This is a genomic window from Dickeya lacustris (assembly GCF_029635795.1).
In the GTDB taxonomy this organism is placed as follows: domain Bacteria; phylum Pseudomonadota; class Gammaproteobacteria; order Enterobacterales; family Enterobacteriaceae; genus Dickeya; species Dickeya lacustris.
Window position 1 is genome coordinate 2115209 of the sequence record NZ_CP114280.1, and the last position, 19056, is coordinate 2134264.

The 19056-nt window shown below is 56.4% G+C and carries 15 protein-coding genes and 1 pseudogene; 7 read left to right on the forward strand and 9 right to left on the reverse strand.

Annotated features, from left to right (window positions below; all coding sequences use genetic code 11):
• Positions 1–11 precede the first annotated feature (11 nt).
• Entirely contained in the window at positions 12–1424 is a 1413-nt protein-coding gene (locus O1Q98_RS09595; protein WP_125258039.1) for a glycoside hydrolase family 32 protein, read from the forward strand.
• A gap of 49 nt (positions 1425–1473) precedes the next feature.
• Entirely contained in the window at positions 1474–2493 is a 1020-nt protein-coding gene (locus O1Q98_RS09600) for a substrate-binding domain-containing protein (RefSeq protein ID WP_125258038.1), read from the forward strand.
• Positions 2494–2680: 187 nt separating this feature from the next.
• Here the strand turns inward: O1Q98_RS09600 and exbD are convergent, their stop codons facing one another.
• Both exbD and exbB read right to left on the reverse strand, forming a co-directional pair.
• Positions 2681–3100, reverse strand: a complete 420-nt coding sequence (exbD, locus tag O1Q98_RS09605; protein WP_125258037.1) for a TonB system transport protein ExbD — start codon at positions 3098–3100, stop codon at positions 2681–2683.
• A 4-nt stretch (positions 3101–3104) separates the two neighbouring features.
• On the reverse strand, positions 3105–3827 hold the full coding sequence (gene exbB / locus O1Q98_RS09610) for a tol-pal system-associated acyl-CoA thioesterase (protein ID WP_240632695.1): 723 nt from the start codon (positions 3825–3827) through the stop codon (positions 3105–3107).
• Between the two features lie 454 nt (positions 3828–4281).
• Here exbB and metC point away from each other — a divergent pair, with 454 nt between their 5' ends.
• Positions 4282–5475, forward strand: a complete 1194-nt coding sequence (gene metC, locus O1Q98_RS09615) for a cystathionine beta-lyase (protein ID WP_125258036.1) — start codon at positions 4282–4284, stop codon at positions 5473–5475.
• Between the two features lie 219 nt (positions 5476–5694).
• Positions 5695–6355: pseudogene (locus tag O1Q98_RS09620) on the forward strand (DedA family protein).
• A 75-nt stretch (positions 6356–6430) separates the two neighbouring features.
• On the opposite strand, the gene O1Q98_RS09625 reads toward O1Q98_RS09620, so the two are convergent.
• On the reverse strand, positions 6431–7351 hold the full coding sequence (locus O1Q98_RS09625) for an AraC family transcriptional regulator (RefSeq protein ID WP_125258034.1): 921 nt from the start codon (positions 7349–7351) through the stop codon (positions 6431–6433).
• A gap of 176 nt (positions 7352–7527) precedes the next feature.
• On the opposite strand from O1Q98_RS09625, the gene O1Q98_RS09630 reads away from it, so the two are divergent.
• The 3 genes from O1Q98_RS09630 (at position 7528) to dkgA (ending at position 10492) form a co-directional block, all read left to right on the forward strand.
• Positions 7528–8268, forward strand: coding sequence for an NADPH-dependent oxidoreductase (locus tag O1Q98_RS09630; RefSeq protein ID WP_125258033.1), 741 nt, complete (start codon positions 7528–7530; stop codon positions 8266–8268).
• Positions 8269–8287: 19 nt separating this feature from the next.
• Positions 8288–9451 carry an alcohol dehydrogenase gene (yqhD, locus tag O1Q98_RS09635; RefSeq protein WP_125258032.1) on the forward strand — a complete coding sequence of 388 codons (1164 nt, stop codon included), beginning with the start codon at positions 8288–8290 and terminating at the stop codon, positions 9449–9451.
• Positions 9452–9646: 195 nt separating this feature from the next.
• On the forward strand, positions 9647–10492 hold the full coding sequence (dkgA, locus tag O1Q98_RS09640; protein WP_125258031.1) for a 2,5-didehydrogluconate reductase DkgA: 846 nt from the start codon (positions 9647–9649) through the stop codon (positions 10490–10492).
• 47 nt (positions 10493–10539) lie between these two features.
• On the opposite strand, the gene ftsP is transcribed toward dkgA, so the two are convergent.
• The 6 genes from ftsP to cpdA all read right to left on the reverse strand — a co-directional run bounded on the left by ftsP (position 10540) and on the right by cpdA (position 19012).
• On the reverse strand, positions 10540–11949 hold the full coding sequence (gene ftsP, locus O1Q98_RS09645; protein ID WP_125258030.1) for a cell division protein FtsP: 1410 nt from the start codon (positions 11947–11949) through the stop codon (positions 10540–10542).
• A 65-nt stretch (positions 11950–12014) separates the two neighbouring features.
• Positions 12015–12752, reverse strand: coding sequence for a 1-acylglycerol-3-phosphate O-acyltransferase (locus O1Q98_RS09650; protein ID WP_125258029.1), 738 nt, complete (start codon positions 12750–12752; stop codon positions 12015–12017).
• A gap of 274 nt (positions 12753–13026) precedes the next feature.
• On the reverse strand, positions 13027–15354 hold the full coding sequence (parC, locus tag O1Q98_RS09655) for a DNA topoisomerase IV subunit A (protein WP_125258028.1): 2328 nt from the start codon (positions 15352–15354) through the stop codon (positions 13027–13029).
• 146 nt (positions 15355–15500) lie between these two features.
• On the reverse strand, positions 15501–17396 hold the full coding sequence (gene parE / locus O1Q98_RS09660) for a DNA topoisomerase IV subunit B (protein WP_125258027.1): 1896 nt from the start codon (positions 17394–17396) through the stop codon (positions 15501–15503).
• Positions 17397–17603: 207 nt separating this feature from the next.
• Complete coding sequence (yqiA, locus tag O1Q98_RS09665; RefSeq protein WP_164512938.1) at positions 17604–18185, reverse strand: esterase YqiA; 582 nt, start codon at positions 18183–18185, stop codon at positions 17604–17606.
• Positions 18185–19012, reverse strand: coding sequence for a 3',5'-cyclic-AMP phosphodiesterase (gene cpdA, locus O1Q98_RS09670; RefSeq protein WP_125258025.1), 828 nt, complete (start codon positions 19010–19012; stop codon positions 18185–18187). The genes yqiA and cpdA overlap by 1 nt, the downstream gene beginning before the upstream one ends.
• Positions 19013–19056: the final 44 nt, after the last annotated feature.

A 19056-nucleotide genomic window follows, 5' to 3' on the forward strand; every position in this document is an offset into this window, starting at 1 on the left:
ACACGCATCACATGAAGGAAATCCACCTGTTAAAACGCATGGCGTACTCGCTGATGTCTGGGCCATCGCGACAGTCATACGATCCGTATCGGCCGCAGTGGCACCTGTCGCCGTTAGTCGGGCTGATGAACGATCCTAACGGCTTTGTACAGTACAAAGGACGCTACCATCTGTTTTATCAGTGGAACCCGCTGGCCTGCGCCCACGGAGCCAAATTCTGGGGGCACTGGAGCTCGGCGGATCTGGTGCACTGGCGTCACGAACCGGTGGCGCTGGTGCCCGCACAAGACTATGAAAGCCACGGCTGTTACTCCGGCTCGGCGGTGGTGGATGGCGACCGGTTAGCGCTGATGTATACCGGTAATGTGAAGTATGACGACGGTTCGCGCACCGCTTATCAATGTCTGGCTTATGCCACCCCGGCGGGCGATTTTGACAAAATCGGCCCGGTATTATCGCTGCCGCCAGGCTATACCGGCCATGTGCGCGACCCAAAAGTCTGGCAGCATCAGGGCCACTGGTACATGGTGCTTGGCGCACAAGACCTCGATTTACAAGGTAAAATCTTGCTTTATCGCTCATCGGATCTGCGTGACTGGCATTTGCTGGGAGAGATTGCCGGTTCGCGGCTAAATGGCCTGGGCGAGTTTGGCTACATGTGGGAGTGCCCGGATCTGTTTACGCTGGGTGAGGCCGACGTGCTGCTCTGCTGCCCACAAGGTTTGCCTGCCGAAGAGGAGCGCAATCTCAACACGCATCAGTCTGGTTATTTCGTCGGCGCGCTGGATTACGCCACCGCGCGCTTTGACCATCAGGCCTTCCATGAGCTGGATGCCGGGTTTGAATTCTACGCCCCGCAAACCACCTGTGATGACAGCGGCAGAAGGCTACTGTTTGGCTGGATGGGCATACCGGATCAGGACGAGTTCTGCCAGCCGACCCTTAACCACGGCTGGCTCCACACCATGACTTGCCCGCGTGAGCTCACGCTACATGAGGGCAGAATATATCAACAACCCGCGCGTGAATTGCAAACGCTGCGCCAGTTGGAGCACCTGTGGCAAGGCGTGGCCGACTACGCGCCCGCTCTGCCAATAGGCAGCGCAGAGCTGACGCTCGAGACACAAGGTGAATTCCAGATTCATTTTGCCGGGATCATGGTGCTGTGCTGGGACGGTGAGCGCCTGACGTTAAGCCGCCGTAACCGGCGCACCAATGAACCGGAGCACCGCTACTGGCATGATGGCCCGCTGCATCATCTGCACATATTATGTGACCGCTCTAGCGTGGAAATTTTTATCAACCATGGTCAGGGGGTAATGTCATCGCGTTATTTTCCTGATTGCGATGCCACCGCCAGCTTCAGTGGTTCCGGGCACATTACGCTGCGGCACTGGCTGTTAGCCCCGTGCGTGATAGAATAGGACTCCTTTTCATGCCATTGATGGCACAGCACTTGCAAAAGATACCACGGTGAAACCAACCAAACGCGTCACAATCAGCGACATCGCCAGGCTGGCTGGCGTGTCGAAATCCACCGCCAGTCTGGTGCTTAACGGCCGCAGCAAAGAGTTCCGGGTGTCAGATGAAACCCGCGACCGCGTGCTGGCGCTGGCGCAACAGCAGCGTTACCAGCCCAGCATTCATGCCCGTTCCCTACGCTCAAACCGCAGTAATACGCTGGGGTTGGTGGTGCCGGAAATGACGAACTACGGATTTGCCGTTATCTCCCGCGAGCTGGAGTGCCTGTGTCGCGAGGCCGGTTTACAGCTACTGATAGCCTGTACCGATGAGAACGCCGCACAGGAGATGATGGCCGTCAACAGCCTGATCCAACGACAGGTAGACGGCCTGATTGTCGCCTCCAGCATGTTAAGCGACGTTGAATATCAGAAGATCAACCAACAGTTGCCAGTATTGCAGTTTGACCGGGTCATCGGTGACTCTTCGTTGCCGATGGTGGTATCAGAAGCGGTGGAGTCAACGGCAACGCTGGTGGAAAATATCGCACGCCAGCGCCCGGATGAGTTCTATTTCATCGGCGGTCAGGCGCGAATCTCGCCGACCCGTGACCGGCTGGCCGGGTTTCAGCTTGGGCTGGAGCGCGCCGGGCTAGCCTGCCCGACCGAGTGGATTATCCATGGCAGTTACCACTCCAGCGCCGGTTATGAGATGTTTGCGCAACTGTGCGCCAGACTGGGGCGGCCGCCTAAGGCGCTGTTTACCGCCGCCTGCGGCCTACTCGAAGGGGTTCTGCGCTACCTGAATCAACACAATCTCATGGATTGTGATATGCGCTTATGCAGCTTTGACGACCACTATCTGTTTGATTGCCTGCCAATGAAAATCGACACCGTTGCGCAGGATTGCGAAACGCTGGCACGCAACAGCTTTGAGATGATAAACCAGCTTATCGCCGGGCAACCGCTGACGGAAAGCCGGGTCTATGTTCCTACACGCCTGCACTGGCGCTACCCAGGCTTACATCACTGACAGCCATGTCGGGCTATCTTCAGACATAAAAAAACCACCGCTGTTAGCGGTGGTTCTGATAATGCCGTCCCTGATTAAGCAAGCGCGAGACCTTGCCATGTCAAACCCTGCTGCTGCGACATCACCGGGAATACGCGCCTCAGCGTTCTTTTACCCCAACGCTCTGTCACCCCAGCGTACCTTCGCCTCAGCGTACTTTCTCTGCCCCCATCAGGCCAATTTTGAGATAGCCCGCGTCACGCAGCGAATCCATCACCCGCATCAGGGTTTCATAATCCACGCTTTTATCTGCCTGGAAAAAGATTGTGGTGTCTTTATTACCCTGCGTTTTTGCCGCCAGTGCCTGCGGCAACAGCGCTTCGCTGATGGCGTCATCGCCCAGATAAAGCTGTTTATCCGCTTTGACCGTCAGGAATACCGGTTTTTCCGGGCGAGGTTGCGGCGTGGCGCTGGAGGCAGGCAAATTCACGCGTACATCCACCGTTGCCAGCGGTGCTGCCACCATAAAGATAATCAACAGCACCAGCATGACATCAATAAACGGCGTGACGTTGATATCATGCATTTCGCCGTTTTCACTCTGCCCGTCGTTTAAATGTATCGCCATCGCGTTACCCTACCCGCAGCGTGTGGGCCGGAGCTGAGACACGAATGCCGTTACTGGCGGCGATGTCCAAATCACGGCTTTGCAGCAGTAGCACCTGTGCCGCCACATCACTCACGATAGCTTTATAACTGGCCGTCCAGCGGGCGAACACATTATAAATCACCACGGCCGGGATCGCTGCCACCAACCCGATAGCGGTGGCTAACAGCGCTTCAGCAATCCCCGGCGCTACCACAGCCAGATTGGTGGTTTGCGACTGGGCGATGCCAATAAAGCTGTTCATGATGCCCCACACCGTACCGAACAGACCGATAAACGGCGCGATGGCACCAACGGTCGCCAGATAGCCGGTGCCTCGTCCCATCTGACGTCCGGTTGCCGCAACGCGGCGTTCCAGGCGGAAAGCGGTACGCTCTTTAATACCGCTATTGTCATCTGAACGGGCTGAGAGCTCTTGTTCGTTACGGGCGTCGGCCAATAATTGCAGTGTCACGCTGCCTGGAGTGAACACCCCGGCAATATCGGTGGCGTCATCGAATGTGCGTGCGTCACTCAACGCCTGATGCTCGCGATGAATACGCTTTTTCGCCGCCATCAGGCTGATACTTTTACTAAAGAAAATCGCCCAGGTGACGACCGATGCCAACAGCAGCCCTATCATGACGGTTTTCACCACGATATCAGCGTGCTGGTACATTCCCCAGACGGATAAATCCGTGCGCATCATACCGTTGGCTGTCGCCGTCGGCGCGCCGACGGCCAAGGGTACCGGGGCTGGTGCCGCCACTGCGTGCCCTGCCATCACGATTGACAGCGCCACGACCCCCAGCCGACAGGCCACAGCCCGAAACATGCTGCCGGACTTGTGCCAGACTGAAGAACCCCGTTGCTTAATAGTATTGTCAGCCGTATACACGCTGTGCCTCCGCCAAATGATCTCGACTATAACTCCGGGCCGTTCGCCCTTGTGATGGCGAAAATGATACCAAACCCAGAATTAATTGATAGTCGTTCTCATTATTATTTGCGTATTTTGCCGCTCGCCAGTCAGCCATGTGCATGAGACCTCTTCATCTGGCGGAAAAAGCCGCCCCGACCGCCTGTCAGCCGTGATAACGTAAGAAATAGCGAAAGAAAAATAGCCAAACATGTTTTAGCGACAGGTGACAGGTGATTGTTTTATGACAAGTAAGAAAATTGCGACCACGCTGGTGGCTGCCGGACGCAGCAAGCGCGTGACCCAAGGCGCAGTCAACCCGGTGATTCAACGCGCCTCTTCTTTGGTTTTTGATAGCGTGCAGGAAAAAAAACACGCCACGATTAACCGCGCCAAAGGCGCGCTGTTTTATGGTCGCCGTGGCACCCTGACCCATTTTGCGTTACAAGACGCCATGACCGAGCTTGAAGGCGGTGCCGGTTGTGCGCTCTACCCCTGTGGCGCAGCCGCGATTGCCAACGCCATCACCGCATTTGTTAGCGCAGGCGATCACCTGTTAGTCACCGGTTCCGCCTACGAACCGACGCAGGATTTTTGTAACAAAGTGCTGGGCAAAATGAACATCAGCACCACCTTTTTCGACCCGATGATTGGCGACAATATCGCCTCGCTGATTCAACCCAACACACGCGTGGTGTTTCTCGAGTCTCCCGGCTCCATTACCATGGAAGTGCAAGACGTTCCGGCGATTGTCGCCGCTGTGCGTCGCGTTAACCCTGACATTGTCATCATGATAGACAACACCTGGGCGGCAGGGGTGCTGTTCCAACCGCTGGCGCTTGGCGTGGATATCTCGATTCAGTCAGCCACCAAGTATATTATCGGGCACTCCGATGCCATGTTAGGCACGGCGGTTGCCAATGCCCGCTGCTGGGATCAATTACGCGAACAATCCTACCTGATGGGCCAAATGGCCGATGCAGACAGTGCCTACATGGCAAGCCGAGGCTTGCGTACGCTAGGGGTGCGCTTGCAGCAACATCAGGAAAACGGACTACGTATCGCGCACTGGCTGGCAGCGCGCCCTGAAGTGGCGGTGGTGAATCATCCGGCGCTGCCGGGCTGTAAAGGCCATGCGTTTTTCACACGAGATTTCAGCGGCAGCAACGGCTTATTCTCGTTTGTGCTACGGGAAAAACTCAGCCCCTCTCAACTGGCGAACTACCTTGATAACTTTAGCCATTTCCGCATGGCCTACTCCTGGGGCGGCTTTGAATCACTCATTCTGGCCAACCAGCCTGACGAGCTGGCGGCGATTCGCCCGGCTGGTGGCGTTGATTTTAGCGGCACGCTGGTACGTCTGCATATCGGCCTTGAGGACAGCGATGACCTGGTAGCTGATTTGGAATCCGGTTTCAACAGATTGCAGAAAATGTGACGCCGCCAACTCTTCACCCCCTGCAAGCCGCTGTGGTAAGACCGCTAAAGCGTATATGATGAACGGTAACAATGATGACAATACGTTTACCTTTCTTACCCTATGCTGAGGTTCGTTTTTAGCACCTCAGGACAGCGCGGCCTTAGCGTAACGTATCATGAGATATCGAGCCTTTTGCTACGCGGCTTCAGGGGTTAAGCAAACCAGACAGGATGCATTATGAGTGTTCTACATGAAATCGTTAACGCGCTGTGGCGGCATGACTTCAGCGCCTTGGCTGACCCGCAGGTGTTGTGGTTTATTTATGCGATTCTGTTCGCCACACTGTTTCTGGAAAATGGTTTGCTGCCCGCCTCATTCCTGCCGGGAGACAGCCTGTTACTGCTGACCGGCGCATTGATCGCCAAAGGGGTGATGCACTTCGCATACAACGATAACCCTGCTGACGGTGGCCGCCAGCCTCGGTTGCTGGTTAAGCTACCTGCAAGGGCGCTGGCTGGGCGATACCCGGCTGGTGAAAAAGTGGTTGCAGCAGCTCCCCGCTCACTACCATCAACGCACCCATGACCTGTTCCACCAGCACGGTTTATCCGCGCTCCTGGTCGGGCGTTTTCTCGCCTTTGTGCGCACCATGCTCCCCACCATTGCCGGTGTTTCCGGCCTTAGCAACACCCGTTTTCAGATTTTCAACTGGTTAAGCGGCTTTTTGTGGGTCGGCGGAATTATCACCATGGGATATGCCTTCAGCCATATTCCGCTGGTCAAACGCTATGAAGATCAGGTGATGGCGGTGCTGTGCATTCTGCCGCTGGTGCTGTTATTCAGCGGGCTGGTCGGCGTACTGCTGATGGTATGGCGCAGACGTCGCGCACTGGCCTGATACCCAAACATACTGCGAGCCATCGCATGATGGCCGCAGTGTCCTCTCCTTCACGATTCTCTTTCGCCGTTGTCACTACCACGCATTTCTTTCCATTACCGTCTGGCCGGAACGCAGCCTTGCCACTTCATCACCCGGTGTGGTGCCAAAAAAACGTTTGAATTCACGACTAAACTGCGAGGGGCTTTCGTAGCCAACCTGCATCGACGCGGCATTGGCTTTCAGGCCATCCTGTAACATCAGCAAACGCGCTTTATGCAGGCGATACGATTTCAGGTATTGCAGCGGCGACGTATTGGTGACGGCTTTGAAGTTATGGTGAAACGCCGACACACTCATGTTGACATCCGTCGCCAGCGCCTCGACGCTCAGGCTCTCGGCATAGTGATTTTCGATATGGCGCAGCGCGCGGGCTATCTGGCTGAAGTGGCTGTAGCGGTTCATCAGCGCCTGTAGCGAATCACCACAGGGGCCGCATAGCACATGGTACAAAATTTCCCGCACGATCCACGGCCCCAGCACCCGGGCATCTCGCGTATGTGCCATCGCCTCCAGCAGCCGCTCTGCCGCACAGAGTATGGCGTCATTTAACGGCACGCTGTTGATACCGGTAGTGTCTGCGCGGCGCTTATCTGCCCCGCCTTCATCGCCCATCTCTATCAACAGGTCTTGCAGAATAGGGATATCCACCCGAATTGAAATACCGACGATCGGATTGTCCGGGCTGGCAAAACTTTCACACTCAAACGGCAGCGGCACCGTCATCAGCAAGTAATTTTCCGGGTCATAACGAAAATGCTTACCGCCCAAATAGCCGACCTTATGGCCCTGAAAAATAATCACGATACAAGGGTCATATAGCACCGGAGTGCGCGCGCCATGGCGATCGGTGTAGATAACCTTCACTTGAGGGATAGGCGTCTGGCTGATGCAATTCGGGCTGGCGAAAGGCATCGCCAGATTAATTAAGCGCTGGCGTGTAGTTAAGTTTTGCATATATTCATCTCATTCTGACAACAGAAATAAAATGACATATAACCCCCACATAATCACCCTTTCCTTCTATTTTTTGCAGAAACAGGCAATACATAGCGAGAAATGAGCATTGCCGGAAACGCCCGGGAAGACGAGAATAAAATTCCTATTTTGGCAGGTATGCGTTGAGGATCGTCATGAATCAAACCATTGAATTACTTAAACAACATCGCAGTGAACGCAGTTACCTGGATAAACCGATCCCGCAAGAGGTGCTGTCTGCGATTATCGAGAGCGCGCATTTAGCGCCAACCTCCGTCAATTCCCAGCAAGTTTCCATCATCGTCACCCAAGACCCGGCTCGCCGGGCGCGCATTGCCGAACTGGCCGGTGGACAGCCGTGGATTGCCAAAGCCCCGGTGTTTCTCACCCTGGTGCTGGATATGCATAAAACCGCTACCGGTATCGCCATGAGCGGCCATGAACAGCACGCCCATGAAAGCGTCGAGAGCCTCATTTCTGGCGCCACTGACGTTGGCATCGCGCTGGGTACGCTTATTGCCGCTGCGCACGCTTTTGGCCTCGGCATTGTGCCGATTGGCGGCATACGCAACCAGCCGCAAGGCATTATCGATCTGCTGGAACTGCCGCCGCTGACCTTCCCGGTCGCGGGGCTGGTACTGGGCTATGTCGATAAACCGGCTAACCAGAAACCCCGCCTGCCGCTGACCACGTTCCGCCACGACGAAGTGTACCAGGGCGAGGTGCTGGCTGGCGCAATTGAGCGCTATAACCAACTATTAATGGATCACTGGCAGCAAACCGGGCGTCACGACGGCGAACCCTGGGGCAGCAATACGGCCAGCTACTATCAGCGCATCTATTTCCCGAATGTCCTGCCAGCACTGTTACAACAGGGCTTTAAACTGGATAAGTAAACACACAAGAGAGACAACCATGCAGAACTTTACGCTTCATACCCCGACAAAAATTCTCTTTGGCGAAGGCCAAATCGCTGCACTGGCCGCACAGATTCCGGCGGACGCGCGCATCCTTATCACCTACGGTGGCGGCAGCATCAAACAAAATGGCGTGTTCGATCAGGTGATGACGGCGCTGGCAGGCCACGATGTCGTGGAATTTTCGGGTATTGAACCGAACCCGACCTACGAAACCCTGATGAAAGCCGTAGACATCGTGCGCAAGGAGAATATTGACTTCCTGCTGGCCGTGGGCGGCGGCTCTGTCGCCGATGGCACCAAATTTATCGCCGCTGCCGCGCACTACACCGCAGCGGAAGATCCGTGGCATATTCTGCAAACCTGGGGCGCGGAAATCACCCAGGCGCTGCCGCTGGGCGTGGTGCTCACCTTACCGGCCACCGGTTCGGAATCCAACAGTGGCGCGGTTATCACCCGTAAAACCACCGGCGACAAGCAGGCGTTTATGAACGATCGCGTGCGCCCGGTTTTTGCCGTGCTTGACCCGGTTGTCACCTACACGCTGCCAGCGCGCCAAATCGCCAACGGCGTTGTCGATGCGTTCGTACATACCGTCGAGCAGTATCTGACTTACCCGGTCAATGGCAAAGTGCAAGACCGCTTCAGCGAAGGGCTGTTACTGACCCTGATTGAAGAAGGCCCGCGCGCGCTGCAAGAACCGCAGAATTATGATGTGCGCGCTAACGTGATGTGGAGCGCAACGATGGCTCTCAATGGTCTGATTGGCGCAGGCGTACCGCAGGACTGGTCAACGCATATGCTGGGCCATGAAATCACCGCGATGCATGGTCTGGATCACGCCCAGACGCTGGCCATTGTACTGCCAGCGATGCTGAACGAGCGTCGGGTACAGAAACGCGAAAAACTGTTGCAGTACGCTGAACGCGTTTGGGGCCTGCGCGATGGCTCTGATGATGAGCGTATTGATAGCGCTATTGCCGCAACGCGCGCCTTCTTCGAAACCATGGGCGTCCCCACTCGCTTCTCGGATTACCAGCTTGATGGTAGCTCTATTCCGGCGTTGGTCGCCAAACTCAAAGAACACGGGATGACTGCACTGGGCGAACACCAGGATATTTCGCTGGAGATAAGCCAGCGCGTATACGAGGCCGCACGCTAATCACCACCACGCCGATTTTCGGCTACGCTTAAGAGAGTGTCCGGGTGGCGTCACCACCCGGGCCGTCTTCGGCGAAACTCGCTTTTCATTGCCATCGCTCCGGTGGCATCATCTTGATACCTGATTGCCCCTATACCTGCCATATCGCCGGGCTTCACCGCCAAAGGTTCAAGGCAGCACCACAAGGAGAATGACATGACGATGCAACCGCTGGTTAAACTGGCCGATGGCAATGTGATGCCCCAATTGGGCTTAGGCGTCTGGCAGGCCAGTAATGAGCAAGCCAGTGCCGCCGTCACCGAAGCGCTCAACGTGGGCTATCGTGCCATTGATACTGCGGCGATTTACCGCAACGAGCTCGGTGTCGGCCACGCATTACAGAATACCGATATTCCACGCGATGACCTGTTTATCACCACCAAACTCTGGAATAGCGATCAGGCGCATCCGCGTCAGGCGCTGGAAGAGAGCCTGCGTAAATTGCAGCTGGAGTATGTTGATTTATATCTGATTCACTGGCCGCTGCCGGAACAGGGAACCTATGTGGAAGCCTGGCGCGGCTTGCTTAATCTCAAAGCACAGGGGCTGGCGCGCAGCGTCGGTGTGTGCAATTTCCATCCTCACCACCTGCAACGCCTGAAAGAAGAGACCGGGGTAATGCCGGTTATCAACCAGATAGAACTGCACCCTTTGTTTCAACAGCGCATGCTACACACGTGGAATACCACGCATCACATTCAAACCGAGTCATGGAGCCCGTTGGCACAAGGTGGCGATGGCGTCTTTGATAACCCGGTGATTCATCGTCTGGCAAAAAAATATGGCAAAAGCCCGGCGCAAATCGTTATCCGCTGGCATTTAGACAGCGGTCTGGTGGTTATCCCCAAATCCATCACGCCGTCACGCATTCAGGAAAATTTCGCCGTGTTCGATTTCCGGCTGGAAAAAGAGGAACTGAGTGAGATAGCCACGCTGGACTGCGGCAAACGGCTGGGGCCCGACCCGGATCTACCGCGCACTGACGCCGCGCGTAAAGTATAACCCAGCGCTCCCGCCCCTATCGCGTGGGCGGGAACAGCGGGCCTGCGTTACGGTTGCACCACTAACTGACCGGTTGACCCTCTGTCGGCCATTTCCAGCGTCTGGCTGTAATAGAGAAAGGGGAACTGGGCGGTAGAAAACTGGCCAAAATAAACCAGCAGTTCAACATTATTGTCTACCCATACCGTGTCTTTCCAGCCGCTGTCCTCAGGCGGCGTTAGCCCGCCGTTGACGCTGCGCACCAGAAACGCCGCGCCCTGAATATGGAACGCCTGCGGCTGGTCGGCATGCACTATCCAGCGCTCATAACGGCCAAGTTGGGTTTGCACATCAGTGCGGTTCACATCCCAAGGCGCGCCGTTAATCCCCGGTTGGCTATCGCCGAGGCGAAACTCACGCGTACGGCTGACTGCCCCTTCGAGCAAATTATCAGACAACAACCGCGCCGGCAGCGGGTTGGTCACTAACGGCATTAACCCCGTCGGGCGCAACGTCAGCACATTCGATGACACCAGGATATTGGAAGGCTCAAACAAGCCGCGTATACGCTGCATAATCGTGGCCGACGCACCCGCCGTCAGCGTCACTTCGCTCCCCTGCGACATGTCGATGAGCACTTCACGGCGCTCGCCGGGTGCCAATGAAAGCTGATTGAGCACCATCGGCGCAGGCAAAAAGCCCTGATCGTTGGCGATAAGACTCATCGCGCGGCCATCGCTCAGGCGCATCACATAGCGGCGGGCATTCGAGGCATTCAACAAGCGCAACCTGACCCAACCGCGAGATACCTCAACGAACGGGTTCTGCGCCCCATTGATCAGCAGCGTATCCCCCATAAAACCGCCGCTGCCGGGCGGGTTATAGAGCAGTGCGCCAAAATTATCCAGCCGCTTGTCCTGAAGAACGAGCGGGAAATCATCCACGCCATAATGGTTAGGAACCGGCAGTGATTTACTGCTCTCATCTTCTACCAGCCACAACCCCGCCAGGCCGTTATAAACGTGCGCCGCCATGCGATTCGGGGTATTGGCGTGATACCAGCAGGTCGCCGCCCTCTGGCGCACCGGCAACACCGGTGCCCAATCTGTATTGGGCTGGATGAGCCGCCCGCCGCCGCCCATCAGCGAACCGGGGACTTGCAGGCCGCTTACGGTCATGGCGACAGGCTCGTTAAGCCGATTGCTGTAAATCAGCTTCACATCATCATTACTGTATACCCGCACCGTCGGGCCAAGATAACGCCCGTTAAACCCCCATGCCGGGTTTCTGCGTTCACCCGAAAATGCCCACTGCGCGCGTTGCAGGGTGAGAAAAACCGGTTGCCCACGGCGGGACTCCAGCAGCGGCGGCACCGGCAGCGGCGTTTGCCCCGTGGATGCCTGCGCCGTTAACGGCATGGCTCCGGCACACAAGGCAATTCCGCCGGCCTTAAGAAACTGACGCCGGTTCAATGACATAATGACTCCAAAACACGGTTCAATCCGTTATCCATAACGGGACATCCTCCCGCTGTCTCCCGACATTAGCGTTTATCTGCCGCTTCCCGCTGGGCGACTTCTTCATCCAGCGCGGCAATTTTCGCCGCCATCACGTCGTGACAGTGAGCCGCCAGCTCACGCACCTGCTCTTTGCTATAAGCGCGGGTATCAATCGGCGGCAGCATCTCGACAATCACATGACCGTTGTTCCAGCGATTGAGTTTGATTTTGTTATGGGTGGTGGAGACACAAATCGGCACCACCGGCACGCCCGCTGCAATCGCCGCATGAAAAGCGCCGGTTTTGAAGGGCAGCAAGCCGCGTCCACGGCTGCGCGTTCCTTCCGGGAACATCCACACCGAAATGTTACGCTCTTTAATGTGCTTCACCACCTGAGCAATGGTGCCGTGTGCTTTGGCGCGGTTATCTCTGTCTATCAGCAGGTTCCCGGCCAGCCAGTACAGCGGGCCAAAAAACGGTATCCACACCAGGCTTTTTTTACCGACCGTAACCGTACCGGGCATGACCATATTCGCTGCCGTCACCATGTCATAATTATTCTGATGATTGGCAATATAGATACAGTTACCGTCAAAACCGGCAGACTGTGGTAAGCGCAGCTCCAGTTTGATACCGAACACGACAGACAGGCGGCCAAACAGACGGCCAAACCGGGAGACATGACGGGGGTTCTTCGGGGTAAAGAGACAATAGACAAACCCCACCAGAGACACCACCACGCAGAAGACGATGACCACTAAAAACCGTAAAATGAATAACATAGCAACCTCATGAGCCAATAGCCGCCGCTAGTATAGCGACTTGGCGCAAAAATACACGGCGAACCTGCCAGCAGCGCGGGCGCGAACCGGCATCGGACTACGGTGAAAAACCAGAGAAAATCGCCGAACAGAACCACGTTAGCGCCACAGGGTGCCGGTCGAAAAAACGCGTAACACCCTGTGCCGCTTCTGGCGCTTACCACTATTTCAGTGCCAGTTCAGTGCCAGTTCATTGCCAGTTCGTCGCTATCTCGTCGCGATTCACCACTCATCGCTATTCGTCGCTGTTACCGCTGCCGGGCTCCACCGGACTTTGCGGCGAAAAACCGACAGGCACATCAACGTCAATACGCTCGACACGCTGTAACCCGCGCGGTAACGATGTGCCTTTGCAGCCCCGGCTGGCCTGATATTTTTGCAGCTCCTCCGGGCGCAGTGAATACTTACGCTTGCCAGCGTAAATCGTCACCGATGCCTGCGGCGCAATGGTCATCAGCCACTGCACACGGTCTTCGCCACTGGCGAGTTGCGCTGCCGCAATCGACACAATCTTGTTGCCCTTACCTTTTGAGAGCACCGGCAAATCAGAGACCGGGAACAGGAGTATTCGACCTGCGGCGGTAATGGTCAGCAACAGGTCATCGTCACGGGTAATCTCCAGCGGCGGCAATACGCGCGCATGTTCCGGCAGCGTCAGCAGCGCTTTGCCGACGCGGTTACGCGCAACGAGGTCAGCAAAACTGCAAATAAAGCCATAACCGGCATCAGAAGCCAGCAAGAAGCGTTGTTCATCCTGCGCCATCAACACCTGTTCAACGCTTGCTCCGGCTGGCAGCGTCAGTTTACCGGTCAGCGGCTCACCCTGGCCGCGCGCGGAAGGCAGCGTCAGCGGGTCAAGCGCATAACTACGTCCGGTGGAGTCAATAAACACCACCGGCTGATTGCTCTTGCCGCGCGCCGCTGCACGAAAGGCATCGCCGGCTTTGTAGCTCAGGCCGGACGGGTCAATCTCATGCCCTTTGGCACTACGTACCCAGCCCATTTCCGACAGCACAATCGTCACCGGCTCGGAAGGCGACAGGTCATGTTCGCTCATGGCCTTGGCTTCGCCACGCTCTTGCAGCGGTGAGCGGCGTTCATCGCCGTAGGCTTTCACGTCATCCTGAAGCTCTTTTTTCAGCAGGCCGCTCATTTTGCGCTCAGACACCAGTATCGCCTGAATCTGGTCGCGTTCTTTGGCAAGCTCATCCTGCTCGCCGCGAATTTTCACCTCTTCAAGCTTCGCCAAATGGCGCAGTTTCAGCTCAAGGATCGCTTCGGCCTGAATATCGCTCAGGCCAAAGGTCGCCATTAAGACCGGCTTCGGCTCATCTTCGTTGCGGATAACCTCGATAACGTCATCAATCTTCAGGAACGCGATCAGCAAGCCTTCCAGCACATGCAGGCGTTTGAGCACTTTATCCAGGCGGAAATTCAGGCGGCGGCGCACCGTGTCACGACGGAACGCCAGCCATTCGGTCAGGATCTCGCGCAGCCCCTTCACCGCCGGTCGGCCATCCAGACCGATCATATTCATGTTGATGCGATAGCTTTTTTCCAGATCGGTGGTCGCAAACAGGTGGTTCATCACCTGCTCGGGATTGAGACGGCTGGAATAGGGCATTTGCAGCACCAGTCGCGTCGGATTTTCGTGATCGGATTCATCACGCAGATCGTCGATCATCGGCAGCTTTTTCGCCCGCATCTGGCTGGCGATTTGCTCTAGCACCTTCGCGCCAGACACCTGATGCGGTAAGGCAGTAATAATGATTTCCACCTTCTTCTTGTTGTCGTCATCCTTTATCGACTCTTGTTTCCACACCGCCCGCATGCGCACCGAGCCACGGCCGCTTTCGTACATTTTACGCATGTCGTCACGCGCCGTGATGATTTCCGCTTCCGTCGGATAATCCGGTGCCTGTACGTGCGCTAACAGCGCCTCCAGCGGGGTGTCGGGGTCATCAATCAGCGCCATCGCGGCGGCGGCGACTTCACGCAGGTTATGCGGCGGAATATCGGTGGCCATGCCCACGGCAATACCGGTGGTGCCGTTCAGCAGAATATTCGGCAACCGCGCAGGCAACGTTTTTGGCTCGTGCAGCGTCCCGTCGAAGTTGGGCACATAATCCACCGTGCCTTGCCCCAGCTCGCGCAACAGCACATCGGCATACTTCGACAAGCGCGATTCGGTATAACGCATCGCGGCAAACGATTTAGGGTCGTCCGGTGCCCCCCAGTTACCCTGCCCGTCCACCAGCGGATAGCGGTACGAAAAGGGTTGTGCCATTAACACCATGGCCTCGTAACAGGCGCTGTCGCCGTGCGGGTGATATTTACCCAGCACATCGCCTACGGTACGGGCGGATTTCTTGAATTTTGCGCTGGCGTTCAGCCCGAGCTCCGACATGGCATACACAATGCGGCGCTGAACCGGCTTAAGACCGTCGCCAATAAAGGGTAACGCCCGGTCCATGATGACGTACATGGAGTAGTTGAGATAGGCGTTCTCGGTAAACGTATGCAGCGCAAGACGCTCTGCGCCGTCATGAGTTATGTCACTCATTGATAATCCTTAAACCATGGCGTTGCCATGTGCAAAACACGTTATTTTCACTGACCTGCCGCGCCATTATCGGTGTCATCGACGTGCAGGCAGGGGTCAACCCGGCCAACACCTCTATGAGCAAATCTGCGGGCGCTTGACGGCAGTTACACGTCCAGCTCGGCTTTATCGCCTTTTTCCTGCAACCAGTTACGCCGGTCTTCCGAGCGTTTTTTCGCTAATAACATATCCATCGTCGCCAGCGTTTGCGCCATGTCTTGCTCGCTGACAGTAAGCTGCACCAACCGGCGGGTATTCGGGTCCAGCGTGGTTTCACGCAGTTGCAGCGGGTTCATTTCACCCAACCCTTTAAAGCGCTGTACGTTCGGTTTGCCCTTTTTACGCTTGAGCCTGTCGAGCACTCCGGCTTTCTCTTCTTCATCAAGCGCGTAGTACACCTCTTTACCCAAATCGATACGGTAGAGCGGCGGCATGGCGACATAGACATGGCCGTGCTGCACCAGCGCACGGAAATGGCGCACAAACAGCGCGCACAGCAGCGTGGCGATATGCAGGCCGTCGGAGTCGGCATCCGCCAGAATGCAGATCTTGCCATAGCGTAACTGGCTGAGATCGTCACTGTCAGGATCCATACCGATCGCCACCGAAATGTCATGCACTTCCTGGGACGCCAACACTTCATCCGACGACACTTCCCAGGTATTCAGGATCTTGCCTTTGAGCGGCATGATAGCCTGATACTCGCGATCGCGCGCTTGCTTGGCCGAACCGCCTGCGGAATCCCCCTCCACCAGAAACAGCTCGGTTTTATTCAGATCCTGCAAGGTGCAATCCGCCAGCTTGCCGGGCAGCGCCGGGCCGCTGGTGAGCTTCTTGCGCACCACTTTTTTAGCCGCGCGCAAACGCCGTTGGGCGCTGGCGATAGCCAGTTCCGCCAGTTGCTCCGCCGCCTGCACATTCTGGTTCAGCCACAGGCTAAAGGCATCTTTCACCACGCCGGAAACAAACGCCGCCGACTGGCGCGATGACAGGCGCTCTTTGGTTTGCCCGGCAAACTGCGGGTCTTGCATTTTCAGCGACAACACATACGCGCAGCGCTCCCAGAGATCTTCTGCGCTCAATTTGACGCCGCGCGGCAGCAGGCTGCGAAACTCGCAAAATTCGCGCATCGCATCCAGCAACCCCTGACGCAGGCCGTTCACGTGGGTGCCGCCCTGCACAGTCGGGATCAGGTTGACGTAACTTTCACCCAGCAATTCGCCGCCTTCCGGCAACCACAGCAGCGCCCACTCCACCGCTTCGGTGTCGCCTGGAATAGTGGCAACAAAGGGTTTTTCCGGCAGCGTCGTCAGGCCATTCACTGCCTCGCACAGGTAATCACTCAATCCACCCTGATAGCACCAGCGTTGCTCGGTGTCGTTGACGTTATCCTTAAAGACAATCTCCACCCCTGGACATAACACCGCTTTGGCTTTCAGCAGGTGCGTCAGGGAAGTGACGGAAAAGCGCGGGCTGTCAAAAAACGCGGCATCTGGCCAGAAATGTACGCGGGTGCCGGTATTACGACGCCCACAGCTGCCCGTTACCGTCAGTTCCTGTACTTTGTTGCCTTTTTCAAAGGCGATGTCGTAGACCTGCCCCTCGCGGCGCACCGTCACTTCCACTCGGGTAGACAGCGCGTTCACCACCGAAATCCCCACCCCGTGCAGGCCGCCGGAGAACTGGTAGTTTTTGTTGGAGAATTTGCCGCCCGCGTGTAAACGGCACAGGATAAGCTCAACGGCGGGCACGCCCTCTTCCGGGTGAATATCGACCGGCATGCCGCGACCGTCATCGATCACTTCCAGCGACTGATCGGAGTGGAGGATGACGTCTATGCGGCGGGCATGCCCTGCCAGCGCTTCATCAACGCTGTTATCAATCACCTCTTGCCCAAGATGATTGGGACGAGTGGTATCGGTATACATGCCCGGCCGACGGCGCACCGGCTCCAGTCCGCTGAGGACTTCAATCGCATCAGCGTTATAACTTGATTGCGTCATGGTTTGAATGAATGTTGTCGTTGTTTGAATGAATGTTGTCGTTGTTTGAAAGCAGATGATATCCCGCGATTATACGTGGCACTGGCGGTACGCCAAGCGCGGATTAGCGGCTGGAAACCGCGTCACACACAGCGCGCAGCCGGATATCGCGGGAATGTCGGGTGATGGCGCAGTCAGGTCAGTCATCGCTGCCTGCGCCGTGAGGTGTCAGTCTGTCGTCAATCCGAGGAAGTCGATAATCGGCGCAAAATAGTGCTCAAATCCCACAAACGCATGATTACCGCCAGACTCTACCGTCTGCCGACAGGCGGTGTAGTAGGCAACGGCCTGACGATAATCCAGCACCTCATCCCCGGTTTGCAACAGGCACCAGAGCAAATCTGGCGATTCCAGCGGCTCTACCTGCATCACCTTGAGATCGTAAATGTGCCGAGACTCTAACACATATTGCTCGCCGGTGTAGGGGTTCTGCTGCTGGCCTAAAAAATCCTGCAACAGCTCATAAGGCCGCACCGCCGGATTCACCACCACCGCAGGCAGGTGAAAACGCTGTGATAGCCAGGTCGCGTAGTACCCGCCAAGGGATGAGCCCACCAGCCCTAAAGGTCGGCCTGCCCGCGCCATCACCATATTCTCAATGAGCTCGGCGGCCTGCGCCGGATAAGGGGGCAGTTGCGGCACTACCATCTCGATATGCGGGTGTTGCTGGGCCAGCCACTGCTGAATAGCCGTGGCCTTGGCCGATAAAGGTGAACTATTAAAACCATGAAGATAAAGCAGGGTAGGCATCAGTAACCGTCCGAATCCATATCCGGCAGGAATTCGCAGCCTTCCAGACGACAGATGCGGGTTTCCACCGTGCCGTCTGCCAGCAGATCAAGATAACGCCAGCCGGGTGCGACATTATCGATAGTAAAATTGGTGCAATGGGGCTTGAACTGCACACAGGTTGACGGCGTGGCCAGCAAGCGGCGGCCATTCCAGTCCTCATCCATTTCCTGATGAATATGACCACACACCACCGTTTTCACCCGAGGATAGTTTGCCAGCAGCGCATCCAGGCTGTGCGCATTGCGCAGGCTATGCTGGTCAAGCCAGGTGCATCCCGAGGGCAGCGGGTGATGATGCAACATCAGCAGCGTGTGTCGCTGCGCTTGGCGCTGTAGGCTGCGCTCAAGCCATTCCAGTTGATAATCACTCAACGCCCCATGGGGTACGCCAAACACCTGACTGTCGAGCAAAATCACCTGCCATTGATCGCCCAACAGCACATGCTTCGACGGAGCAATACCGCAACGGGCCAGCACATCGACCATCGCGGGCTGGAAGTCATGGTTGCCAGGCAACCAAACGCAAGGCGCGTTAAAGCGGCGAATGCCGTTCGCAAAATGCGTATACGCTTCCTGAGTATGGTCTTGCGCCAAATCGCCTGTGGCAGTGATTAAATCGAAAGTGTTCTGCCGGGCAGCAATCGCATCCAGCACCGCATGATAGCTGCGGTAAGTATCTACGCCGAGCAGGGTTCCCCGCTCGTCGGCAAACAGGTGGGTATCTGTTATTTGTAAAATCCTGATTCTGGCCCCACGCGCCACAGGAAGTGTCAACAGGCTTTCCAAATAGTGTCCTTGGGTCTTTGCTATCTGCTTAACAACGTCATGAA